Consider the following 18,937-nt stretch of genomic DNA (forward strand, 5'->3'; position numbering starts at 1 on the left):
TTTTATAGGAATTTCACCATAAGATCTTCATCGGTGTATTCGTCTCCTGATTTCATCGCGCGGTATTCTGTGCCGTACTTTTCAAAGCCGAAGCGTTCATACAATCCAATCGCCGAACGATTGTGGCTTGAGACAGTTAAATACAATTGTTCGATGCCTTCCCACTCGTTTGCATAATCGAGCAATTCCTCCATCAGCCTGCTTGCAACGCCGTTTCCTCTGGCGCGCGGCGTTACATAGACCGCCACAACATTTGCCCGGTGCTTCATCTTTTTCCCGGCTTCTCGAAGGAGCGTGACATTGCCGACCAACTGCCCTTCCGAAAAAGCGCCGAACGTGATGGCTGACGGAGAGGCCAAATTTTCTGCGGTGGTTTCGACCGGCTTTTGAAGTGCATCTTCCAGGACCGACCCGAAGGCATCAGGATTATTGGTCAACGCTTCAATGCGAAGCTCACGGTAAGAAGCGGCGTCCAAAGCAGTCAGTTCACGAATATCCATTGGCGATTCTTCCTTTTCATTTAAATTCGATTTGAACTTTTCCTTTGCCGTCTGCTACATCAATCGTTGTATAGGCACCGTTGACAAACGTGATCTGAGGCGGAATGTGGCCAAGATCAATGTCATAAGCAATCGGCACACCCAGTTCATCCGATAAATCCTCATACATTTTTTCAACTGTATAGCCGCCTATTTCCTGATTCGCCGGGCTTCTGCCAAAGACGATTCCGGAAATGTGGTTAAACCATCCTGCGTATTTCATCTGTGTCAATGACCGCTTTAAATCGGCGACATTCATCTCGCAGTTTTCCAAGTACCATACGACCGGCTCATCTGGAATGTGGCTTTCCCTAAATGCGTTTACGTCCCCATACGGAGTTCCAATCAAATGGCGGATCACATCAATGCAGCCGCCGAGCAAGCGGCCGGTAAACTGCTCCGCTTCGCCTGAGACGGTCTTCCATTCCGTCGGTTCTGTCAAATTGAAAATGACAGGCGTCGGATTTTCAAAATCCCATTCTTTCTGGTATTTCTCAGAAGACACTTGTGTAATCGATTCGCCGGATTTCGTTTGAAGGACATCCAGCCATTTCGCTGTTGTGTCGTCTGATTCAGGGCCGCGAAGGTCGACGAGATTGCCGCCGTGCGCTGTCGCATATCCTGTATTTAACGTAACTGCCAACAGCAGCATGCTGATATCCGAATAGCCCATAATCCATTTCAAATCGACTTTTGAAAAATCGAGAAATTCCAGTATTTCCACCAGCAGTTCCCCGCCCCATGGCGGCATCACCAAATCGATGGCCGGATCGCTGAACATGTTCATCAATTCTTCTGCCCGAGCTTCTGCCGGTGCCGATTTCGCTTCTTGTTGCGTCCACGCTGTGTCCCCTACTGTCAATTTAAAGCCTCGCTCTTCTAAGCGCTCAATTGATTTCTTTAATACGCCGTGCATGTCCGGTGCAACTCCGGAAGAAGGTGCCGTTACACCAATTGTTTCAATCGTGCGGTCTGGATATCTGATCATCGTCATTCTCCTTTACTGATTGGCGTTATGTAAATGATACGAGTGCGAGGATGATTCCGCAAAGGATAACTCCACCAAGCAGAAATAAAAATGCCTGCGTGATCAAATCCCAAAATGGGTGCGGGTTTTTGTCCAGCCGTTTGTGGTTTAAGTCGAGAACTCCTGGAGAGAGCCCTGTTGAAGCCGATTGTACCGGATAATTTTTCGGGTTTTTCTTGTTGCGTGCTAACATAAAATTCCTCCTTGAACTTTCCAGTTAATTTTAACTCGTTGGATATATTATACTAAAGAAGTTTATAGTTAACAGGAATTTTCAAAAAGTAACCTTATTGTTTTTTTAGGCTCCCGCATATCGCAGCTTAATGCGGGTATTAAAAGAGCAAAGCAGAACTTAGGAGGAGATGGATAAATGAAAGTGTTAATCGTTGGAGCAAACGGCCAAATTGGACGCCATTTGGTTCAATTGCTGGCACAATCGCAAGAGCATACACCAAAAGCCATGATTCGGCTTGAAGAACAAATCAGTTATTTCAATTCTCTAGGAGTTGAAACCGTATTGACCAGCCTGGAAGACAGCGTCGATGAAATTGCGGACGCGATGGAAGGCTGTGATGCGGTCGTGTTCACAGCTGGAAGCGGCGGTGCAACAGGAGCGGACAAAACGCTGTTGATCGACTTGGACGGAGCAGCAAAAACGATTAAAGCTGCTGAACAAACCGGAACGGAGCGTTTTCTGATGGTCAGCGCCATCCACGCCGACCGGCGGGAGATGTGGGGCGAAGACATTGCGCCGTATTACGTTGCCAAGCACCATGCCGACAATATTCTGCGTGCCAGTGGACTCGTCTATACCATTGTCCGGCCAGGGCTTTTGACCAATGATCCGGGAACCGGACGCATCCGGGCAACAGAAAATTTGGATTCCGGCCCCATTCCGAGGGAAGATGTGGCACAAGTGCTGCTTCACTGCCTGGACAACGAGCACGTCTTCAATAAAACCTTTGAAATTATTTCAGGGGACGATGAAATCGAAGAAGCTTTGGACCGGTTATAGAAAGATGCAGTTTTTTACCCCTTGAAATGCCGGACTCTCCTTATTAAATAAAGACATAAAAATGCCCGGCAACTCGTATATACAGTTGCCGGGCATTTTCATTTGGAAACCTCTCTCCACACTATTGTCGGTCTCTTCGTTCAGTTATATTTAGATAGTTTATAGGATGACTTATTCAGTCGTTTTCTATTTTCTTATCCAAGTTGCGGTCTATATATTCTTTTCCCCATTCATACATCGAATCCAGTATAGGAATTAGGGTTTTTCCTTGTTCGGTAAGAGAATATTCCACTTTAGGCGGCACCACAGGGTAAACTTCACGGTGGACAATCAAGTGATCTTCAAGTTCACGCAGCTGGTTCACCAGCATGCGTTGAGTAATTCCCGGTATAAGATTTTTTAATTCCCCAAAGCGCTTCGTTCCTTCTTTGCCTAAATGCCATAGCACTAACATCTTCCACTTTCCTCCGATGATGGAAAGTGTCAGCTCTTTTTCGCAATTAAAAACTTTCTCTCCTAAATTAGGCATCCGTTTTCTTCCTTCCCTATTCAATTTCCACCCTATACTTTTCATTGCTATAGGAGGAAACAGCAAGTACTGCCATTCATGTCACTTAGTAAGTGTACTCGCAATAGTACAGGGAGTAAATTTTTCCGCATTCCATGAATGACGTTGCAAATGTATGGGATACTGCCATACGTGCATTGAACCCCTGCTAAAAGATGGTTCTTCCTTTTCAAGCGGCTCTGAGTAGACTGCCATCCATTGATCAGCCCATCGGAAGTGAATCAGGATTTTTTTGTTCTTCATCTCTTAAAACACTCGCTGGCTCTAAAACGAACTTTTCTAACACATGAAGCACCCCTTCTTCATTGTTCGAAAAGGTAGTGTAATCAGCCATATCTTTTATTTCTTTTACGGCATTTCCCATCGCTACGCCGAGACCAGCCGCCGCAATAAGTTCGATGTCATTGTAGTTGTCGCCGATGCCGATTATTTCTGTACGTTCTATGCCAAGCATGTTCGCTAAGAATAACAAAGCATTGCCCTTGTTTGCCTCCGGATGGGTGATTTCAAGATAATGTTTTTTGGATTTTGCAATGTGTGCAGACTCCCCGAATATTGATTGCAATTCATCTTGCAACTGGTCAAGCACGTGCGGTTCTTCGATAAAAAGCAACTTTGTAACGCCTTTTTCAGCCAGCTTGATAAGATTCGGCTCTATCCGGTAAGGAACTTTAACTGCTTCAGCATAAGCAATCAGCTTGTCATTTTCTACGGCACTATAAAGAATGTCATCTTGGTATAGTTGCAGATGCAGTTGTTTCTCACGAGATATTTCGATTATCTTTTGGGCAATATGAGGAGGAACAGTACGCTCATACACTACTTTTTTTTCATTCACATCTTTAATCAGAGCGCCTTGATAGGTGATGAGCGGTACATTTAAATTCAATTGCAATGCAATAAGTTTAGCAGAAGAAAACATGCGCCCCGTAGCAATCGTGACAATTGTTCCCGCTTCCACCGCTCTTTGAATTGCTGTCACTGTATTTGGTGAAATGATTAAATCGTCTGTGAGCAGTGTTCCGTCAAGATCGATTGCGACCAATTTATACATAGTTTCTCTCCTTGAAGTTCTGTCTTATGCTGCCTAACAAAATGAGTATAACAGAAAAGTTTAACTCACCCTTTTAAACAGCAATACACTGGCAGGCTGGCCAATGGAATCGGTTCAAATGCGTTTCTCCGACAAAGAGGTAAAATGGACATTAACCTGAATGCCATTGCGAACAGGCATCTTCTGACGTGTCTAAGAATCTTGGCCGTTTATGAGTCAGTTTTGCTGTGAGAATGTTCTTTAGTGGTGTTTAATTTGGAACCAATAAAACAAGCCTGAGCCCGCATATATCGCAGACTCAGGTTTGTTCGTTGTTCTATTCTAGATTTGCATGCCTTCCGTACATGACATCGGATTTGAGGCCTTTTTTATCCATGAATCTTAAAATTATTGCATCATAAAAGATAAGAAGCGATTGTTCAAATAAGGACCCCATCGGTTGAATTGATTTACCGGTAGTGCCATCCCCTTTTGCTTGTGCAGGTATTTCAACTCGAAAATCCGCTAGTTTTCCAATAGTGGACTCCTTGTTTATTGTAATAGCCACTATGGTTGCGCCGATGCTTTTGGCTTTCTTCGTCATAGCTGCAAGGCTTTGGGTCTCTCCGGAACCAGATCCAACGATAAAGATGTCATCCGGCTCCAAATTCGGCGTTACCGTTTCTCCAACGACATACGCATCCAAGCCTACATGCATCATGCGCATCACAAATGCCTTAGCCATAAAGCCGGACCGTCCCCCGCCTGCAACAAATATTTTTTTGGCACGCAGGATGCTGTCCACTGCTTTTTCGGCTTCCTCAACATTAATGAGTGCGGTGGTCCTCTTCAATTCAGCCAGTATTTCGTCTATGTAGCCCACCGTATTCATATTACGCCGTCACGCTTTCTTTCATCATCTTTTGAATTTTTTCCGCTTCTGCACGCTTGTTTTCTTTGCTTGTGATTCCCCCGCCGACAATAATCAAATCCGGTTGTGCTTCGATCACTTCCGGCAATGTCTCCAGCTTTATTCCTCCAGCAATTGCGGTTTTGGCGTTTTTAACGACGCTTTTGATGGTTCGTAAATCCGCAAAGGAATCTTTACCTTCTGCCTGCAAATCGTAGCCTGTGTGAACGCAGATATAATCCGCTCCAAGTTCATCAAGCTCTGCAGCACGTGTTTTAATATCTTTTACAGCAATCATATCGACCAGGATTTTCTTGCCTTGTTTTTTCGCTTCTTCAACTGCGCCTCTGATGGACGAGTCTTCTGCCTGAGCAAGAATGGTCACAATGTCTGCGCCTGCAGCAGCTGCATTCGACACTTCATAAGCCGCAGCGTCCATAATTTTCACATCTGCTAGTACTTCCAAATTAGGGAAAGCCGCTTTTACTTCTGCAACAGCTTTAAGCCCTTCTTTATTGATCACAGGGGTTCCGATTTCAACGATATCGATAAACGCCTCTACTTCTTTAACCACTTCAATTGCTTCTGAAATGTTTACTAAATCTAATGCTAGTTGTAATTTCATATGTAAATCTCCTTGTTTTCGTATTTCGGTTCCAATTCAGTGTAAGTTCTGCAATCCCTATTGTGAAGTACGCACTTTAAAATCACATACTGACAAAAAGTATACTGTCGAACAGCAAGTTCACTTAAAAAATATCCTCCCATGTGCTTTTCTCTTGCTTCACGAAAAAGTTTGAATGTTCACCTAACGGGTAACTGAGTGTATGAAGACTTTTCAAACATAGGGGGCTTTAACATGGAAAACAATAATCGTGATGATTCGGTCCGAAATGATCGGCAAGATAGCCAGCATTTCCAAGCAGAAAATTCAGCTGCAGACAGAGATATTGAAAAAGGAGATGAACTTCGGAGAAGAGGCCGTACCGGCACAAACAACGATAGTTCGAACGAGCCGTACCTAGCTGACGGGGACACTACAATCAGAAAAAAAGATCCGAACAATTCACCTGACTGGCGGGAATCGGAAGAGCCAAATCCGAGTAGAGAAACAAGCGGCTGGCAAAAGAGCAATGATTTTGACGACAGCATTCGGGAACCAGAAGGAACCTTTACAACAGGGGAACGCGGAAACGTTATAAACAGCGCTACTTGGGATCCCGAAACCCACACAAGCGAAGAAGAGGTGGAACACGTAGATGTGAATGATTACGTTCAAACCAGTTCGCCTGAAAACCAAAAACAGAACAACCTTCACGAAGAACGTATAGACGTGAACAAAGACCGTATTCCAAAGGATAAGTAAATGCAGAGGAACAACATACTGTTGGCACACCCATCCATTAATGGGCAACAGAGCGAGAAGAGCCGAAAGGATGAATCAGTCCTTTGGCTTTTTTTATAGGCATAAACCAAAACAACTGAATTAGCTGATTTGCATTTCCAATTGCCGGTTTAGCATTACGATGTCTTTCGAATGACTAAAAAGACAGAAAATGCTTGTAGCTTTTTGAAATAAATAAAAACAGACCGCTAATTAAAAATTTAATTAACGGTCTGTTGGATCTTAACTTCGTTTTTCCGATTCAAGCTGAACAGCTTGGGCTTACTTGAGCTCTTTTGCTTTCCTAAGGGCTTACTTGTGCATTATTTTTCTAATTTTACGCGCTGCAGGCGCAGTGAATTTAAAACGACGGAAACCGAACTGAATGCCATGGCCGCTCCCGCTACCCAAGGCGCCAGCAAGCCGATGGCGGCAATCGGAATGCCCACTGTATTGTAGGCGAATGCCCAGAACAAGTTTTGCTTGATGTTGCGCATTGTTTTTCGGCTCATAAGGATCGCTTCAGCGATGCTGTTCAAATCACCGCGGATCAGCGTGATGTCTGCCGCTTCCATTGCCACATCTGTTCCAGTGCCGATAGCCATGCCGATATCGGCCGTCGCCAGCGCCGGTGCATCATTGATGCCATCTCCGACCATTGCCACTTTCTTGCCTTCCAGCTGCAGTTTTTTCACTTCTTCCGCTTTTCCTTCCGGAAGCACTTCGGCAATGACCGCATCGACGCCGACTTCTTTGCCGATTGCTTTTGCAGTCCGCTCGTTGTCTCCGGTCATCATGATGACGTGGATTCCCATTTTCTGAAGGCGCGCTATAGCTGCCCGTGAAGTATCTTTAATGGTATCTGCGACCGCAACCAGTCCAGCATACTCACCGTTGACAGCAGCTAGCATCGCCGTTTTGCCGTCGCTTTCCAATCTTTCCATTTCAGAGAGAACGGCAGAAGTATCGATGCCATATTGCTGCATCAATTTCCGGGTGCCCACAAGGACGCCTTGGCCAGACACGGTCGCCTGGATGCCGTAGCCCGGAACTGCTTCGAAATATTGGACATGGCCAAGTTCAATGCCTTTCGCTTGAATTCCTTGGACGATTGCTTGCGCCAACGGATGTTCCGATTGCTTTTCGGCTGCACCGATGAGCGATAAAAATCTCGTCTCATCTTGTCCTTTTGCCAGCAACACATCCGTCAACTCCGGTTTGCCGTGGGTGACGGTACCCGTTTTATCGACCACTACCGTGTCGATGCTTTGCGTCTGTTCCAAATGCTCGCCGCCTTTGAACAATACACCCATTTCCGCTGCCCGGCCGGATCCCGCCATGATGGAAGTCGGTGTTGCCAAACCGAGCGCACACGGACAGGCAATAACCAGTACCGCTATCAGCACTTCAAGCGCCGGCGTAAAGTTGCCCGGGTCCACTAAAAGGTACCAAACCAGGAAGGTAAGAACCGCTATCCCGACGACAATCGGAACGAAGATGCCGGATATTTTATCGGCCATTCGCTGGATCGGCGCTTTTGTCCCTTGCGCATCTTCCACAACTTTAATAATTTGCGCAAGCGCTGTGTCACGCCCGACTTTTGTCGCCTTCATCTGGATAAAGCCGTTGCTGTTGATGGTGGAGCCGTACAAAGGATCTCCCGCCGCTTTATCGACCGGCAGACTCTCGCCCGTCAGCATCGATTCATCAACGGCTGTCGCTCCTTCCACCACTTCTCCGTCCACCGGAATTTTTTCTCCCGGTTTCACCAGAATGGCATCGCCGATGACGACTTCTTCCAACAGCAATTCTTGTTCGATACCGTTGCGTATGACTGTTGCCGTTTTTGCCTGAAGGCCCATCAGTTTTTTGATGGCTTCAGAAGACCGGCCTTTTGCTTTTGCTTCAAACAATTTACCTAAGATGATCAATGTAATCAAAACGGCACTGGTTTCAAAATACAAATGTGCTGCATGCGGAGAACCTGCGTGCACAATTGCTTGGTAGACGCTGTAAAAATACGCGGCGGACGTTCCCATAACGACCAATACGTCCATATTGGCACTGCCGTTCCGTAGCGCTTTATAGGCGCCTACATAAAACTGTTTCCCGATGATAAACTGAACCGGCGTTGCCAACAGCATCTGGAACCAGGGGTTCATTAAAATTTCCGGTACATAAAGGAACGAGGTGAATGAAAAGTGGCCAAGCATTGTCCACAGCAATGGCAGCGACAAAATAGCCGAAAAGATGAATTTCCGTTTTTGGTCCTGGATTGCTTTTTCCCGGTAATCCACATACTCTTGTTCCTCTTGCTGCTGGTGTGCACCGTAGCCCAGTTTTTCCACTTTGGCAATAATATCGGCTGCCGTTACTTCAGTAGGATTAAATTCGATTGTCGCTTTCTCCAGCGCCAAGTTGACGTTGGCAGTCCCCACACCTTGTAATTTATTGAGTCCTTTTTCGATGCGGGTCGCACACGCCGCACAAGTCATGCCCGTAATGTCAAATTCCGCTTTTTGTTTAACGACTCCGTATCCAAGTGCTTCGATTTTCTTTTCAAAGTCGGCTTCATTCAATTTGGATGGATCGTATTGGATCGACGATTTCTCGAGGGCCAAGTTGACGTTTGCCTGCTCGACCCCTTCCATTTTGCTGATGCCTTTTTCTATGCGTGTGGCGCACGCTGCACAGGTCATGCCGGTGATTTGAAAATTGGCTTCTTTAACTTCAGTAGTCATTCGGCATCCTCCTCTCATACTACCCAGGGGTATATTTTCGTTAAAAGATAAGAGTGCTCAACAGCACTCTTATACGACGTCGTATCCTTGGTCTTCAATCGTTTCCTGAATTTGGTTCAACGAAGTTTTGCTGTTGTCATAAGCTACGCTGACTTCGCCTTTGCCCAAATCCACTTTTACAGACGATACTCCTTGAAGTTCTCCGACGCTCGATTCAACTGTATTCACGCAATGGGCACATGACATGCCTTGGACTTTCAATGTTTCATTCATTATTTTTGCCTCCTAGGATTTTGTTTTATGTTCTTGCCTTAATCGTATCATACGTCTTTACTTCGTCATGGTTTTCATGACATCCATCAATTCATTGATCGCTTCTTCGCCTTTGTTTTCCTTGATCGCTTTGGAAACGCAATGATGGGTGTGGTCTTCAAGCAATGCTAGAGATACTTTGTTCATCGCTGATTGAATGGCGCTTACTTGATGAAGGATGTCTACGCAGTAACGGTCGTTCTCCACCATTTGATGGACGCCTCTTACTTGCCCTTCAATCCGTTTTAAACGGTTTAAAAGCTGCTGCTTATTGGGCTGCACTGTGGTTTTTACCATGTTTTCCATTTCTCGGCCCCCTTGTAAATATACCCTATACCTGTATTATAACAAAGAAGTCAGCACTTATCAAAATACTTGTTCCAAGTTTCCGCCCGGCTTTCGCACCTACTTCGAAGACAATTCACTTTCAGTGACCCATTTATGGTTTTTTACTGCTTGCCCGTCTGTTTTAGATGAAAAGTCCACCATATAGACAGTCGTTTGTTCGGCAGAGTCAATGACGGCTTCCGCACCTTCCATCCCGTTCATATGATCGGCTTCCAGCACCACTTTTTCTCCCGGTTGGTGCGGCTTAGCTTCCGCATTCCGGAGTTCCTCGTGAATTACCCATTTATGGTCGCTCACTTTTTTGCCGCCGGAAGTCGGTGTATAGGAAACTGCATAAGCTGTCGTATCAAACGCTCCTGCAATAGTGGCTACAGCCCCATTCATGCCTGCCATATGATCTGACTTCATCACAGCCTTGCTACCAACTTCAAATGCTGGATTTTCAGCTTTTTCCAATCCGTTCGGCAATTCGCCTGAACTTGAATGGTCCATATCTTCCATCGCTCCGTGATCCATCGCAGCATGGGGATCTTCCTCCTCAGCACCGGAACAAGCCGCCAAAAAGACTGCAAGGGCTACCATCCATAAGACCGGCATTATTTGTTTTAAGTTCATTGCAATCCGCTCCTTACTTTAAATATTCATTCTGTCCACAAGCTTTTGGGCACTAAAGTCGACCGACAGCTGTATTTGATTTAAAGGATTCACTTAACTTCTTCTGCACACTCAATATACTATACCCCCCTACTGTATGTAAAGTGTTTTGTTTTTCTTTTCCAAAGATAAGTTGCCTTTAATGATTTTGGAGATATCCGAAGAAGAAATACTCTCTAGTAAAGCCCTTAACTTCTACGCGGACGCCTACAGCTTCTCTTAAAACAAAAAAGCCCGCAATTTAGACTGACATAGCGATTTGAGACACATATAAAACACCTTTATTAGGCTGCTTGCGCCCCAAATCCCTTGGGTGCCAGGTAGCCTAATTTTTCGAGAATCCGGTCTTCGTTGTAGTAGCGCATATATTCGTTTACTTTCTCGACGACTTGAAAGTTGTTCAACGAATTGAATTTGACGTATTGAAATTCTTCCGACTTGATATTCGAATGGAACGATTCAATCACTGCGTTATCCCAACAGTTTCCGCGCCGCGACATGCTGCTCACGGCGTGTTTCTCCTGAATCAAATTTTGATAGGCAGACGACGTGTAGACGCTGCCTTGATCGGAATGGATGATAAATCCCCTCGGGATAGCTCCGCAGTTTCAGCGCTTCCTTCAATGTATCGATAACGAGCGGTGTCTGCTGATGGTCGTAGAGCTTGTACGCAACGATTTCGTTGTTGTATAGGTCCATGATTGTCGACAAGTAAAGCGTCGAACTTCCGTATTGGATATAGGTAATATCCGTCACCCATTTCTCGTTAGGGGCAGCGGCAGTAAAATTCCGTTCCAACCGGTTCGGTGCCACAATGACCGATTCCCCCTGTGATTTCCATTTCCGTTTCTTCTTCACCCGGCATTGCAGGTTGTGTTTTTGCATGATGCGCTGAACGGTATTGCGATGTCTGGTGGTCTTGTAGTCTTTTTGGAGTAGTTTCTTGATTTTCCGATGGCCAAAGCGGTATTTCGTTTTCTTACATATCGCGATAATATCTTTCTCTACTTGTGTCATTTCACTGGTAGGGCCGTCGGCCATCCACCGGTAATAGGTGGAACGTGGCACACCTCATGCAGAAAGAATCACCGTGACGGTATACTTCTTGCGGTAGGTCTCCACAAGTTGAAGAACTACTTGTTTTCCAACTCCTTTTTGATCTCCAAATACTTTTTTAAGATGTCATTCTCCATTTTCAAATGCGCATTTTGGCGATCTTTCTTTTCCACTTCACTGGCGAATTCCGGTCCGTGTCCAAAGCTATATTGCTTGCCAATTGGCTGGTCAAAACGATGAATTTCATTATTCCGATACCATCTCATCCAGGTCTTAATTTGGGAATAGTTTTTAATCCCATACTTCTCCATAATCTCCTTGTTGGTTAACTCCCCATTCATCTTATCTTTTACAACAGCCCATTTAATTTCGCTAGAATATACGTTTTTGCCCATGCAAAAACACCTCCGATTTGTGTACTTGTTAAAAGTGTACCATCTCGAAGGTGTTTTATATTGTCCCATTTAATTATGTTAGTCTAATGTGCTTTTGCACATTACGGGCTTTTTCGCTGCACCAGCTTCTTTTTCGCTTCTTACAATCAGACCTGTTCTTGCATTTTCAAATTCTTTACTCCCAGTACCGCCTGGAAAATGAACGCAATCGAGCAAAGCGCAATAGCTGTGTAACCGAGCGTATTGATCGGCTGGAGCAAAAGTGTGCGCACCACAATCAGCAGCAGCATCACAGCCAATGAAAAATTAACGATGTACGGCTTGTCATAAAATTTCTTTAAAGCAAATGCCGTAAAGAATGCCACGGCCACAATTAAAAGCGATAATATAGTCCCCATAACTTCCCCTCACCCTTTATGCCTATTTTTTCTAGTTTAACATGCTTCACGTCAATTCGATACCGGCCATTTACTCTGGAAGCTTGTTGTATACCAGTTTTCTGATGATCCCTTCGTGTGCTGGAAACTGGGCCAGCAGGTCGTTTTGGGTAAACAATTCAAAATCGGCGAAATCGAAACCGGGTGCCACCATGCAGCCGACGAGTGAATAAGCATCTTCCCTTTCAATGGTAGAGCCGAAAATGCTGCCTTTTGCCACCAGGACTTGCGGCTTTTCTCCATTTGCGATGTCTAGCCCCAACTTCTCCACACGGTATCTTCCACTTTCATCAATAATATGGACAGACAAGGCACTGCCGCCATGAAAATACCAAAGCTCATCCGATTTTAAGCGGTGGAAATGGGAAATATCTTCCGAGCGCAGCAAAAAATAAATACTCGTATACAGGCGCCTTTGTTCAGAATGGCTTTCCGTGACGATCATTTCATTCGATTCAAAAGTCCTTTTGTAAAAACCGCCTTCCGGATGCGGCTCCATCCCTAACTGTTCAATCCAGTAGTCTGCGTTCATCCAAATTCCCTTCTTTCCCTTGAGCGAAGCCATCAAAGAGCCTGCCGCCATATGTATGAAGAACAGCTTCAGCTAATTGGATGACCGCTTCTTTTTCCCTTGCGCTGTAATAGCGTTCAAATGCAGCCAAAAATTGATCGGCGAATTCTTTATCGTATCGTTTTATGGAACGAACCAGCCATTTGGAAGTGCCGGTCCATTGCCCATTTATCCGCAGCACAAACTCTCCCAGCTGCTCGGCCAAGGCATTGGCGATAAAGAGCTCTTCTGTCCGATTATTGGTACCGATAAAGTCATCGAGTGCATCTGTCAAAAAATAGCGTTTCACCTCGGCCTCTTTTGGCGTCCAACAGGCTGGGCCTTTAGCCAATAGCTTGCGTGCTTCTTTTTTTATGTGTTCTGCTTCCTGGTGGCCTGTTAGAACGATGCTTTCTGCCACCATATTAGGCAAAGAAGGCTGTCCCCGCTCACAATCGCTTTTAAAATACTCCTGATAAGAACTAGAATTATGGACGAAAAGCTCCACCGGCCATCCCTTTTCAATGAAAGACTCCCTATAAGACGACATAATATTATTATCTATGACTATTAAATCTAAATCTGAAGTAGAGGTCGCTTCTCCTCTAACCACGCTGCCAGCGAGCAATGCTGTTTCGCAATCCGGAAATCGCTTGGCTACCAATTCTCTTGCTGTTTTCGTTGCATCTCCGTTCATTTTCCCACCCCTTTTTTATGTGACAGCTACTTTGCATATATTTTGAAACTTTTCACAAACTCATATCGTATTCATTATATAGCAGAAAAGACATCACTAGGAGGAGTATAAATGAATAACCACGAAATCGATTTTAAATTGCACGGAGACGACCTTCAATTTGTGGAAGTGGAGCTGGATCCGAACGAAACCGTTATTGCGGAAGCGGGCGCATTGATGATGATGGAAGACGGCATTGTCATGGAAACCATATTTGGCGATGGATCAAAAGGCGGCGGCTCCGGCATCATGGGCAAATTGATGAGTGCCGGCAAACGCGTCATTACCGGCGAAAGTTTGTTTATGACGACGTTCACTAACCAAGGCACCGGCAAACGCCATGTATCGTTTGCCTCCCCATATCCTGGAAAAATCATACCGATGGATTTAAGTACGCTTGGCGGCAAGATCATTTGCCAAAAAGATGCGTTCCTGGCAGCCGCTAAAGGCGTATCGATCGGCGTGGAATTCCAGCGGAAGCTTGGCACTGGCTTTTTCGGCGGTGAAGGGTTTATCATGCAGAAGCTCGAAGGCGACGGGATGGCATTTGTCCATGCGGGTGGAACACTTTACCGCAAAAACCTGCAAAAAGGCGAAGTGCTGCGCGTAGATACGGGATGCCTTGTGGCGATGACCGCGGACGTAGACTATAATATCGAAATGGTTTCAGGCGTTAAAACCGCACTTTTTGGCGGTGAAGGGCTGTTCTTTGCGACACTTCGCGGACCGGGAAGCGTTTGGATTCAGTCCTTGCCATTCAGCCGGCTTGCGAGCCGTGTCTTTGCGGCGGCTCCACAAAATCCTGCCGGCCGCAGCCAGGGCGAAGGCAGCGTTGCCGGCGGCTTGTTCGATTTGCTGGGCGGAAAATAAACCTTTTGCATATAGAAAGACTCGGAGCCACAATCGGCTCCGAGTCTTTTTATATTATCGATTGCGCATTTCTTCTACAGCCCCGTTGAATTTATCGAAATCGAATTCCAGGCTATTCGGCTTGTAGAAAAACAGAATCGCTTCTTTTTCGCCTTGGGCGAGCATATGGTCTACCACTGCTTTCGGGCTGGTCATGTTGATGCCTGACCGTTCGGCGTGTTCCAGTTTATCCAAAATCTCAGTTGGTACAGCTGGCATGTATTCACCCTCCTCTTTTTTTTAACCTCAGTAATTTGTTATTTTTGGTACATGATTTCCCCGTCCACCACGGTCATTTCCACTTGAGCTTCTAAAATCTGCTCTTCCGGACCTTCAAATAAGTCGCGGTCAAAAACGGAGAAGTCCGCATCAAAGCCTTCCTGGATCTGTCCGCGTTCGTGTTCTTTGCAAATGGCTGCAGCACTTCCGCTTGTGTAAAGCTGAATGGCTTCATAGCGGCTTAGTTTCTCGTGCGGCATATAGCCTTCGTGTGTATCAGATGCTTTTTTACGGGCAACCGCAGCGTAGATGCCTTGAAGCGGATCCACTTCCTCTATCGGTGCATCCGATCCGCCAGCGCAGATCAAGCCGCTTTCCAACAAGCTTTTCCAGGCGTATGACCAGCGGATCCGGTCTTCGCCCAGCCGTTCAACAACCCATGGAAAATCGGAAGTGGTAAAGCTTGGCTGCAAATCCAGTGCCACATCAATTTTCTGCATGCGTTCCACTAAATCTTCACGGACTACCATGGCATGGATAAAGCGGTCTCTTTTGCCTGCCGGAACCGGATGGGCTTCAACGGCATCCAGTGCTTTTTCCAACGCCAAATCGCCAATTACATGAATCGCCACTGCTTCGCCGTGGCGGCGCGCCATTGCGACCAGCTCTTTTAGTTCATCATCGGAATGGATCGCGACACCGCTTGTCGACGGATCGTCGTTATACGGCTTGCTGAGCAATGCCGTTTTTCCGCCGATGGACCCATCAGCAAAAATCTTCATCGCGCCTGGGTCGATAAACGGCTCTTTGTATTCGGCACCTTCCATCATTTTCTCAAATACGCTATGGGCGCGAAGCAAATGCGCCCGGAATTTAAGGTCTTCTCCAATCACGTTTTTAAACGCCTGCAACGGCCGCGAGTAATCCCCGTAATAGCCCATGTCTTCCGTATGTGCACCGGTCAGGCCAAGCGACAGCAAATCTTCCACGGACGTTTTCAATGCGTTGGTCAAGTAGATGATGCTCGCTTCCGGGACTTGGCTTGAGACAAGATCCTGTGCGGCATCCAGTAAATAGCCGGTCGGTTCACCGTCATTGTCGCGGACGATGACGCCGCCGTCTGGATCCGGTGTATCTTTTGTGATGCCGGCAAGAGCCAAAGCGCTTGAATTGGCCAACACTGCATGGCGGCAGACCCGCTTCAGCATCATCGGCGATTGGCTGATTTCATCCAATTCCGTCCGGTGGAAAATTTTGCGGTCCGGAAAATTGTTTTCATTCCATCCTTCGCCGATATACCATTCCCCTTCTAACAGGTTTTCTGTAGAGCGGATCAATTCGTTTTTCATTTCTTCCGAGGATTCGATTTTCGAGAGATCCACGCGCAATAATTTTTCGCCGTGTCCGATCATGTGCATATGGCTGTCGACAAACCCCGGATAAAGCACTTTCCCCTGCAGATCCACTTCGTGTTCTGCAAGTTTGCCAAGCTCCTCGTATGTACCGATTTTCTCTATTTTACCGTCTGAAACCAAAACTGCTTCAACGGTTTCCCCTTCTGCTGCCATTGTGTAAATCGTTCCCCCGTGCCATAACGTCTTCATGCTGTCACTCCTTTTCTAAATATAATGATAAATCCATTTTTCTCCCGATACAACTACTAATGCTCATCCATTCAGTTTATTTATATCCAAGCGCCTTAATAACTATACAAGGCGCATTTATGCTATAATAAAATTACATTTTTTGAAAGCAGAGGTGAACCCTCCAAGCCGGAGGGACCAATTGGACAGTATACTCATATTGAATTTGTTTTTGGTAGTTTTGTTAATTGCTTTAACCGCTTTGTTTGTCGGATCTGAATTCTCGATCATCCGTGTGCGGACATCCCGCATCGATCAGCTGATTTCGGAAGGCAGCAAAAACGCGATTAAGACGAAGAAAATTTCGGATAACCTGGATTATTACTTATCGGCATGCCAACTCGGCATTACGGTAACAGCGCTCGGACTTGGTTGGCTTGGTGAACCGACAGTCGAACGCATGCTGCACCCGCTGCTGGACAGTTTTGGTGTCGGTGATCCAACTGCATCCATTCTTTCGTTCACCATCGCCTTTGTTGCCATTACGTATTTCCATGTGGTTCTCGGCGAACTGGCACCGAAAACTTTGGCTATTCAGTACGCTGAGAAAATGGCGTTGTTCCTGTCTGGCCCACTGATTCTTTTCGGCAAAATCATGAACCCGTTCATTTGGTTAATGAATGGTTCTGCCCGGCTCTTGCTCCGCATGTTCGGCATTGAACCCGCAGACCATGAACAGGCCCATTCAGAGGAAGAGCTGAAAATCATCATGACGCAAAGTTATCAAAGCGGTGAAATCAACCAAACCGAACTATCGTATATGCAGAACATCTTTTCGTTTGATGAACGCTGTGCTAAAGACATCATGATCCCGCGCACTCAAATGGAGTCCATTTCACTTGAAATGACGCATAACGATCTGATGGAAATTGTGCGCGAACACGAATATACCCGTTATCCAATTACGGAGAACGGAGACAAAGACAATATTATTGGGTTTATCAATGTAAAAGAAATGCTGACTAATTACACCTTCACGGAAGACTTGCGAGAAAGCCTTGCGGTCCATGACATTCCTTTTGTTATGGAGGCAGCGCCTATCCAAGATGTTTTACGGACCATGCAGAAAGAACGGGTCCACATGGCCATCGTCATCGATGAATACGGAGGCACTTCCGGCGTTATTACGATGGAAGACATTCTCGAAGAAATCGTCGGTGAAATCCGCGATGAATTTGATGATGACGAACGCGATGAAATCAAAGCCTTGGACACTTTCAATTATCTGCTCAACGGCCGCGTCCTGTTATCCGATCTCGAAGATCGGTTTGCCATCACTTTTGATGACAGCGAAGACGTCGATACAATTGGCGGATGGGTCCAGCTGAAGAACATCGACATCCACGAAGGCGAATCAATCGACATGCCGAATCATACCGTGACAGTGAAAGAAATGGAAAATCACCAAATCATCACTGTCCTGTTGAGCCGGAAAGAAGCGATTGAAAAAACTCAAGACGATCTTGAAATTGCTGAATAAAGACGCAAAACACCCCCTACTTGAAAAAGTAGGGGGTGTTTGAGTTTGCTATTCCTTTTTATCGATCAACGACTTCTCGTATTCGAATTTTTTCATCAGCATTTCACCGGAGTAGCCTTCTTCAATGAGGCGTGCCAATATATCTTTTGAGTCATCGTCTGACGGTTCGGGCATATCGGCGGTGTCGATTTCCACTACATTGTCTTCATTTCGAATCCAGTCGGAAAAGCTGCCGGTATACAAGCGGAGCGATTCGTGGCCCTTTTCGGCAAGTACGGCATACAATCCGGCTGCTGAAACGCCGCTTCCGCAGTATACAACTGCCGGTTCGTTTTTGTGCAGGACAGACGAAAAATCAGCATCTTCGATAAACTGCTTGTTTTTGACCAATTGTTCCAGATCGAAGTTGTGGGCTCCTGGAATACGCCCCGCTACCGGATCAATTGGTTCTTCAATGCCGGCAAAGCGTTTGGGAGAGCGGGCATCCACCAAAACCCCAAGTTCTTTGCCGTCAATAATATTTTTGACATCCTCCTGGTCCGCATAAATCGACTCATTAAACTTCAATTCCGGATTGCTCGGTGGATATTCAGGTAGTTCATTTGAAACGCGAATCCCTTGTTTTTTCAATGCTTCAAAGCCAAGTTTGCTGATATAAACCTTTTTAAATCCGGCATATTTCAACAGCCACCACGCGCGGGCAGCAAAAGCGGTGCCGCCCTGGTCATAGACGACAACCTCGTCTTCCGGCGCCAGCCCGCTCTTTTTGATCAGTTCGGCCACTTGTTCTTTTGAAGGCATGGGATGGCGCCCTGCATTCGATGCCATATCTGAGAGGTCATTGTTTAAATCCCAGTGGATCGCGCCTTCCACATGTTGTTGCGCATATTTCTCACGCCCCGTTTCCGGATGCTGCAAATCGAACCTCGCATCAATCCATCTGTATTTCTCTGTATCCGTTGTTTTAATAAAAACTGTCAT

The 18,937-nt window shown here is 45.9% G+C and carries 21 protein-coding genes and 1 pseudogene; 4 read left to right on the forward strand and 18 right to left on the reverse strand.

Annotated elements, in window-relative coordinates; translation table 11 throughout:
• Nucleotides 1–2 precede the first annotated feature (2 nt).
• From QWY22_RS11595 to QWY22_RS11605, 3 genes are read right to left on the reverse strand one after another with little or no spacing between them, the layout of a single operon-like run.
• Nucleotides 3–500, reverse strand: a complete 498-nt coding sequence (locus QWY22_RS11595; RefSeq protein ID WP_300981033.1) for a GNAT family N-acetyltransferase — start codon at nucleotides 498–500, stop codon at nucleotides 3–5.
• A 16-nt stretch (nucleotides 501–516) separates the two neighbouring features.
• A complete protein-coding gene (locus QWY22_RS11600) occupies nucleotides 517–1,527 on the reverse strand; it encodes a S66 family peptidase (RefSeq protein ID WP_300981034.1) in 1,011 nt (336 codons plus the stop codon).
• A 25-nt stretch (nucleotides 1,528–1,552) separates the two neighbouring features.
• Complete coding sequence (locus QWY22_RS11605) at nucleotides 1,553–1,759, reverse strand: hypothetical protein (protein WP_300981035.1); 207 nt, start codon at nucleotides 1,757–1,759, stop codon at nucleotides 1,553–1,555.
• A 177-nt stretch (nucleotides 1,760–1,936) separates the two neighbouring features.
• Between QWY22_RS11605 and QWY22_RS11610 the strand changes: the two genes are divergently transcribed.
• On the forward strand, nucleotides 1,937–2,581 hold the full coding sequence (locus QWY22_RS11610) for an SDR family oxidoreductase (RefSeq protein ID WP_300981036.1): 645 nt from the start codon (nucleotides 1,937–1,939) through the stop codon (nucleotides 2,579–2,581).
• A gap of 175 nt (nucleotides 2,582–2,756) precedes the next feature.
• Here the strand turns inward: QWY22_RS11610 and hxlR are convergent, their stop codons facing one another.
• From hxlR to hxlA, 4 genes are all read right to left on the reverse strand, one after another.
• Nucleotides 2,757–3,110, reverse strand: a complete 354-nt coding sequence (gene hxlR / locus QWY22_RS11615; protein ID WP_036803131.1) for a transcriptional activator HxlR — start codon at nucleotides 3,108–3,110, stop codon at nucleotides 2,757–2,759.
• Between the two features lie 241 nt (nucleotides 3,111–3,351).
• Nucleotides 3,352–4,203, reverse strand: a complete 852-nt coding sequence (locus tag QWY22_RS11620; protein ID WP_300981037.1) for a Cof-type HAD-IIB family hydrolase — start codon at nucleotides 4,201–4,203, stop codon at nucleotides 3,352–3,354.
• Nucleotides 4,204–4,519: 316 nt separating this feature from the next.
• Entirely contained in the window at nucleotides 4,520–5,074 is a 555-nt protein-coding gene (gene hxlB, locus QWY22_RS11625) for a 6-phospho-3-hexuloisomerase (protein WP_300981038.1), read from the reverse strand.
• A 1-nt stretch (nucleotide 5,075) separates the two neighbouring features.
• A complete protein-coding gene (hxlA, locus tag QWY22_RS11630; RefSeq protein WP_300981039.1) occupies nucleotides 5,076–5,717 on the reverse strand; it encodes a 3-hexulose-6-phosphate synthase in 642 nt (213 codons plus the stop codon).
• Between the two features lie 234 nt (nucleotides 5,718–5,951).
• Between hxlA and QWY22_RS11635 the strand changes: the two genes are divergently transcribed.
• Entirely contained in the window at nucleotides 5,952–6,458 is a 507-nt protein-coding gene (locus QWY22_RS11635; protein ID WP_300981040.1) for a hypothetical protein, read from the forward strand.
• Nucleotides 6,459–6,799: 341 nt separating this feature from the next.
• On the opposite strand, the gene QWY22_RS11640 is transcribed toward QWY22_RS11635, so the two are convergent.
• From QWY22_RS11640 to QWY22_RS11675, 8 genes and pseudogenes are all read right to left on the reverse strand, one after another.
• A complete protein-coding gene (locus QWY22_RS11640) occupies nucleotides 6,800–9,217 on the reverse strand; it encodes a heavy metal translocating P-type ATPase (RefSeq protein ID WP_300981041.1) in 2,418 nt (805 codons plus the stop codon).
• 69 nt (nucleotides 9,218–9,286) lie between these two features.
• A complete protein-coding gene (copZ, locus tag QWY22_RS11645; protein WP_436836760.1) occupies nucleotides 9,287–9,490 on the reverse strand; it encodes a copper chaperone CopZ in 204 nt (67 codons plus the stop codon).
• A gap of 57 nt (nucleotides 9,491–9,547) precedes the next feature.
• Entirely contained in the window at nucleotides 9,548–9,835 is a 288-nt protein-coding gene (locus QWY22_RS11650; protein ID WP_300981042.1) for a metal-sensitive transcriptional regulator, read from the reverse strand.
• 99 nt (nucleotides 9,836–9,934) lie between these two features.
• Complete coding sequence (locus QWY22_RS11655; protein ID WP_300981043.1) at nucleotides 9,935–10,492, reverse strand: YdhK family protein; 558 nt, start codon at nucleotides 10,490–10,492, stop codon at nucleotides 9,935–9,937.
• A 323-nt stretch (nucleotides 10,493–10,815) separates the two neighbouring features.
• Nucleotides 10,816–11,982, reverse strand: a pseudogene (locus QWY22_RS11660) (IS3 family transposase).
• A 146-nt stretch (nucleotides 11,983–12,128) separates the two neighbouring features.
• Nucleotides 12,129–12,380: a hypothetical protein gene (locus QWY22_RS11665; RefSeq protein WP_300981044.1), complete on the reverse strand. Its 252-nt coding sequence runs from the start codon at nucleotides 12,378–12,380 to the stop codon at nucleotides 12,129–12,131.
• A 70-nt stretch (nucleotides 12,381–12,450) separates the two neighbouring features.
• Complete coding sequence (locus tag QWY22_RS11670; RefSeq protein ID WP_300981045.1) at nucleotides 12,451–12,951, reverse strand: cupin domain-containing protein; 501 nt, start codon at nucleotides 12,949–12,951, stop codon at nucleotides 12,451–12,453.
• Nucleotides 12,929–13,666, reverse strand: coding sequence for a nucleotidyltransferase domain-containing protein (locus QWY22_RS11675; protein ID WP_300981046.1), 738 nt, complete (start codon nucleotides 13,664–13,666; stop codon nucleotides 12,929–12,931). The genes QWY22_RS11670 and QWY22_RS11675 overlap by 23 nt, the downstream gene beginning before the upstream one ends.
• Before the next feature lie 111 nt (nucleotides 13,667–13,777).
• Here QWY22_RS11675 and QWY22_RS11680 point away from each other — a divergent pair, with 111 nt between their 5' ends.
• Complete coding sequence (locus tag QWY22_RS11680; RefSeq protein WP_300981047.1) at nucleotides 13,778–14,575, forward strand: TIGR00266 family protein; 798 nt, start codon at nucleotides 13,778–13,780, stop codon at nucleotides 14,573–14,575.
• A gap of 54 nt (nucleotides 14,576–14,629) precedes the next feature.
• On the opposite strand, the gene QWY22_RS11685 is transcribed toward QWY22_RS11680, so the two are convergent.
• Both QWY22_RS11685 and QWY22_RS11690 read right to left on the reverse strand, forming a co-directional pair.
• Complete coding sequence (locus QWY22_RS11685; RefSeq protein ID WP_053165799.1) at nucleotides 14,630–14,833, reverse strand: hypothetical protein; 204 nt, start codon at nucleotides 14,831–14,833, stop codon at nucleotides 14,630–14,632.
• Nucleotides 14,834–14,871: 38 nt separating this feature from the next.
• Nucleotides 14,872–16,437: an amidohydrolase gene (locus QWY22_RS11690; RefSeq protein ID WP_300981048.1), complete on the reverse strand. Its 1,566-nt coding sequence runs from the start codon at nucleotides 16,435–16,437 to the stop codon at nucleotides 14,872–14,874.
• A gap of 181 nt (nucleotides 16,438–16,618) precedes the next feature.
• On the opposite strand from QWY22_RS11690, the gene QWY22_RS11695 reads away from it, so the two are divergent.
• Nucleotides 16,619–17,956 carry a hemolysin family protein gene (locus QWY22_RS11695; protein ID WP_036803099.1) on the forward strand — a complete coding sequence of 446 codons (1,338 nt, stop codon included), beginning with the start codon at nucleotides 16,619–16,621 and terminating at the stop codon, nucleotides 17,954–17,956.
• A 48-nt stretch (nucleotides 17,957–18,004) separates the two neighbouring features.
• On the opposite strand, the gene QWY22_RS11700 is transcribed toward QWY22_RS11695, so the two are convergent.
• On the reverse strand, nucleotides 18,005–18,937 hold the full coding sequence (locus QWY22_RS11700) for a sulfurtransferase (RefSeq protein WP_300981049.1): 933 nt from the start codon (nucleotides 18,935–18,937) through the stop codon (nucleotides 18,005–18,007).

The organism is Planococcus liqunii, assembly GCF_030413595.1.
In the GTDB taxonomy this organism is placed as follows: domain Bacteria; phylum Bacillota; class Bacilli; order Bacillales_A; family Planococcaceae; genus Planococcus; species Planococcus liqunii.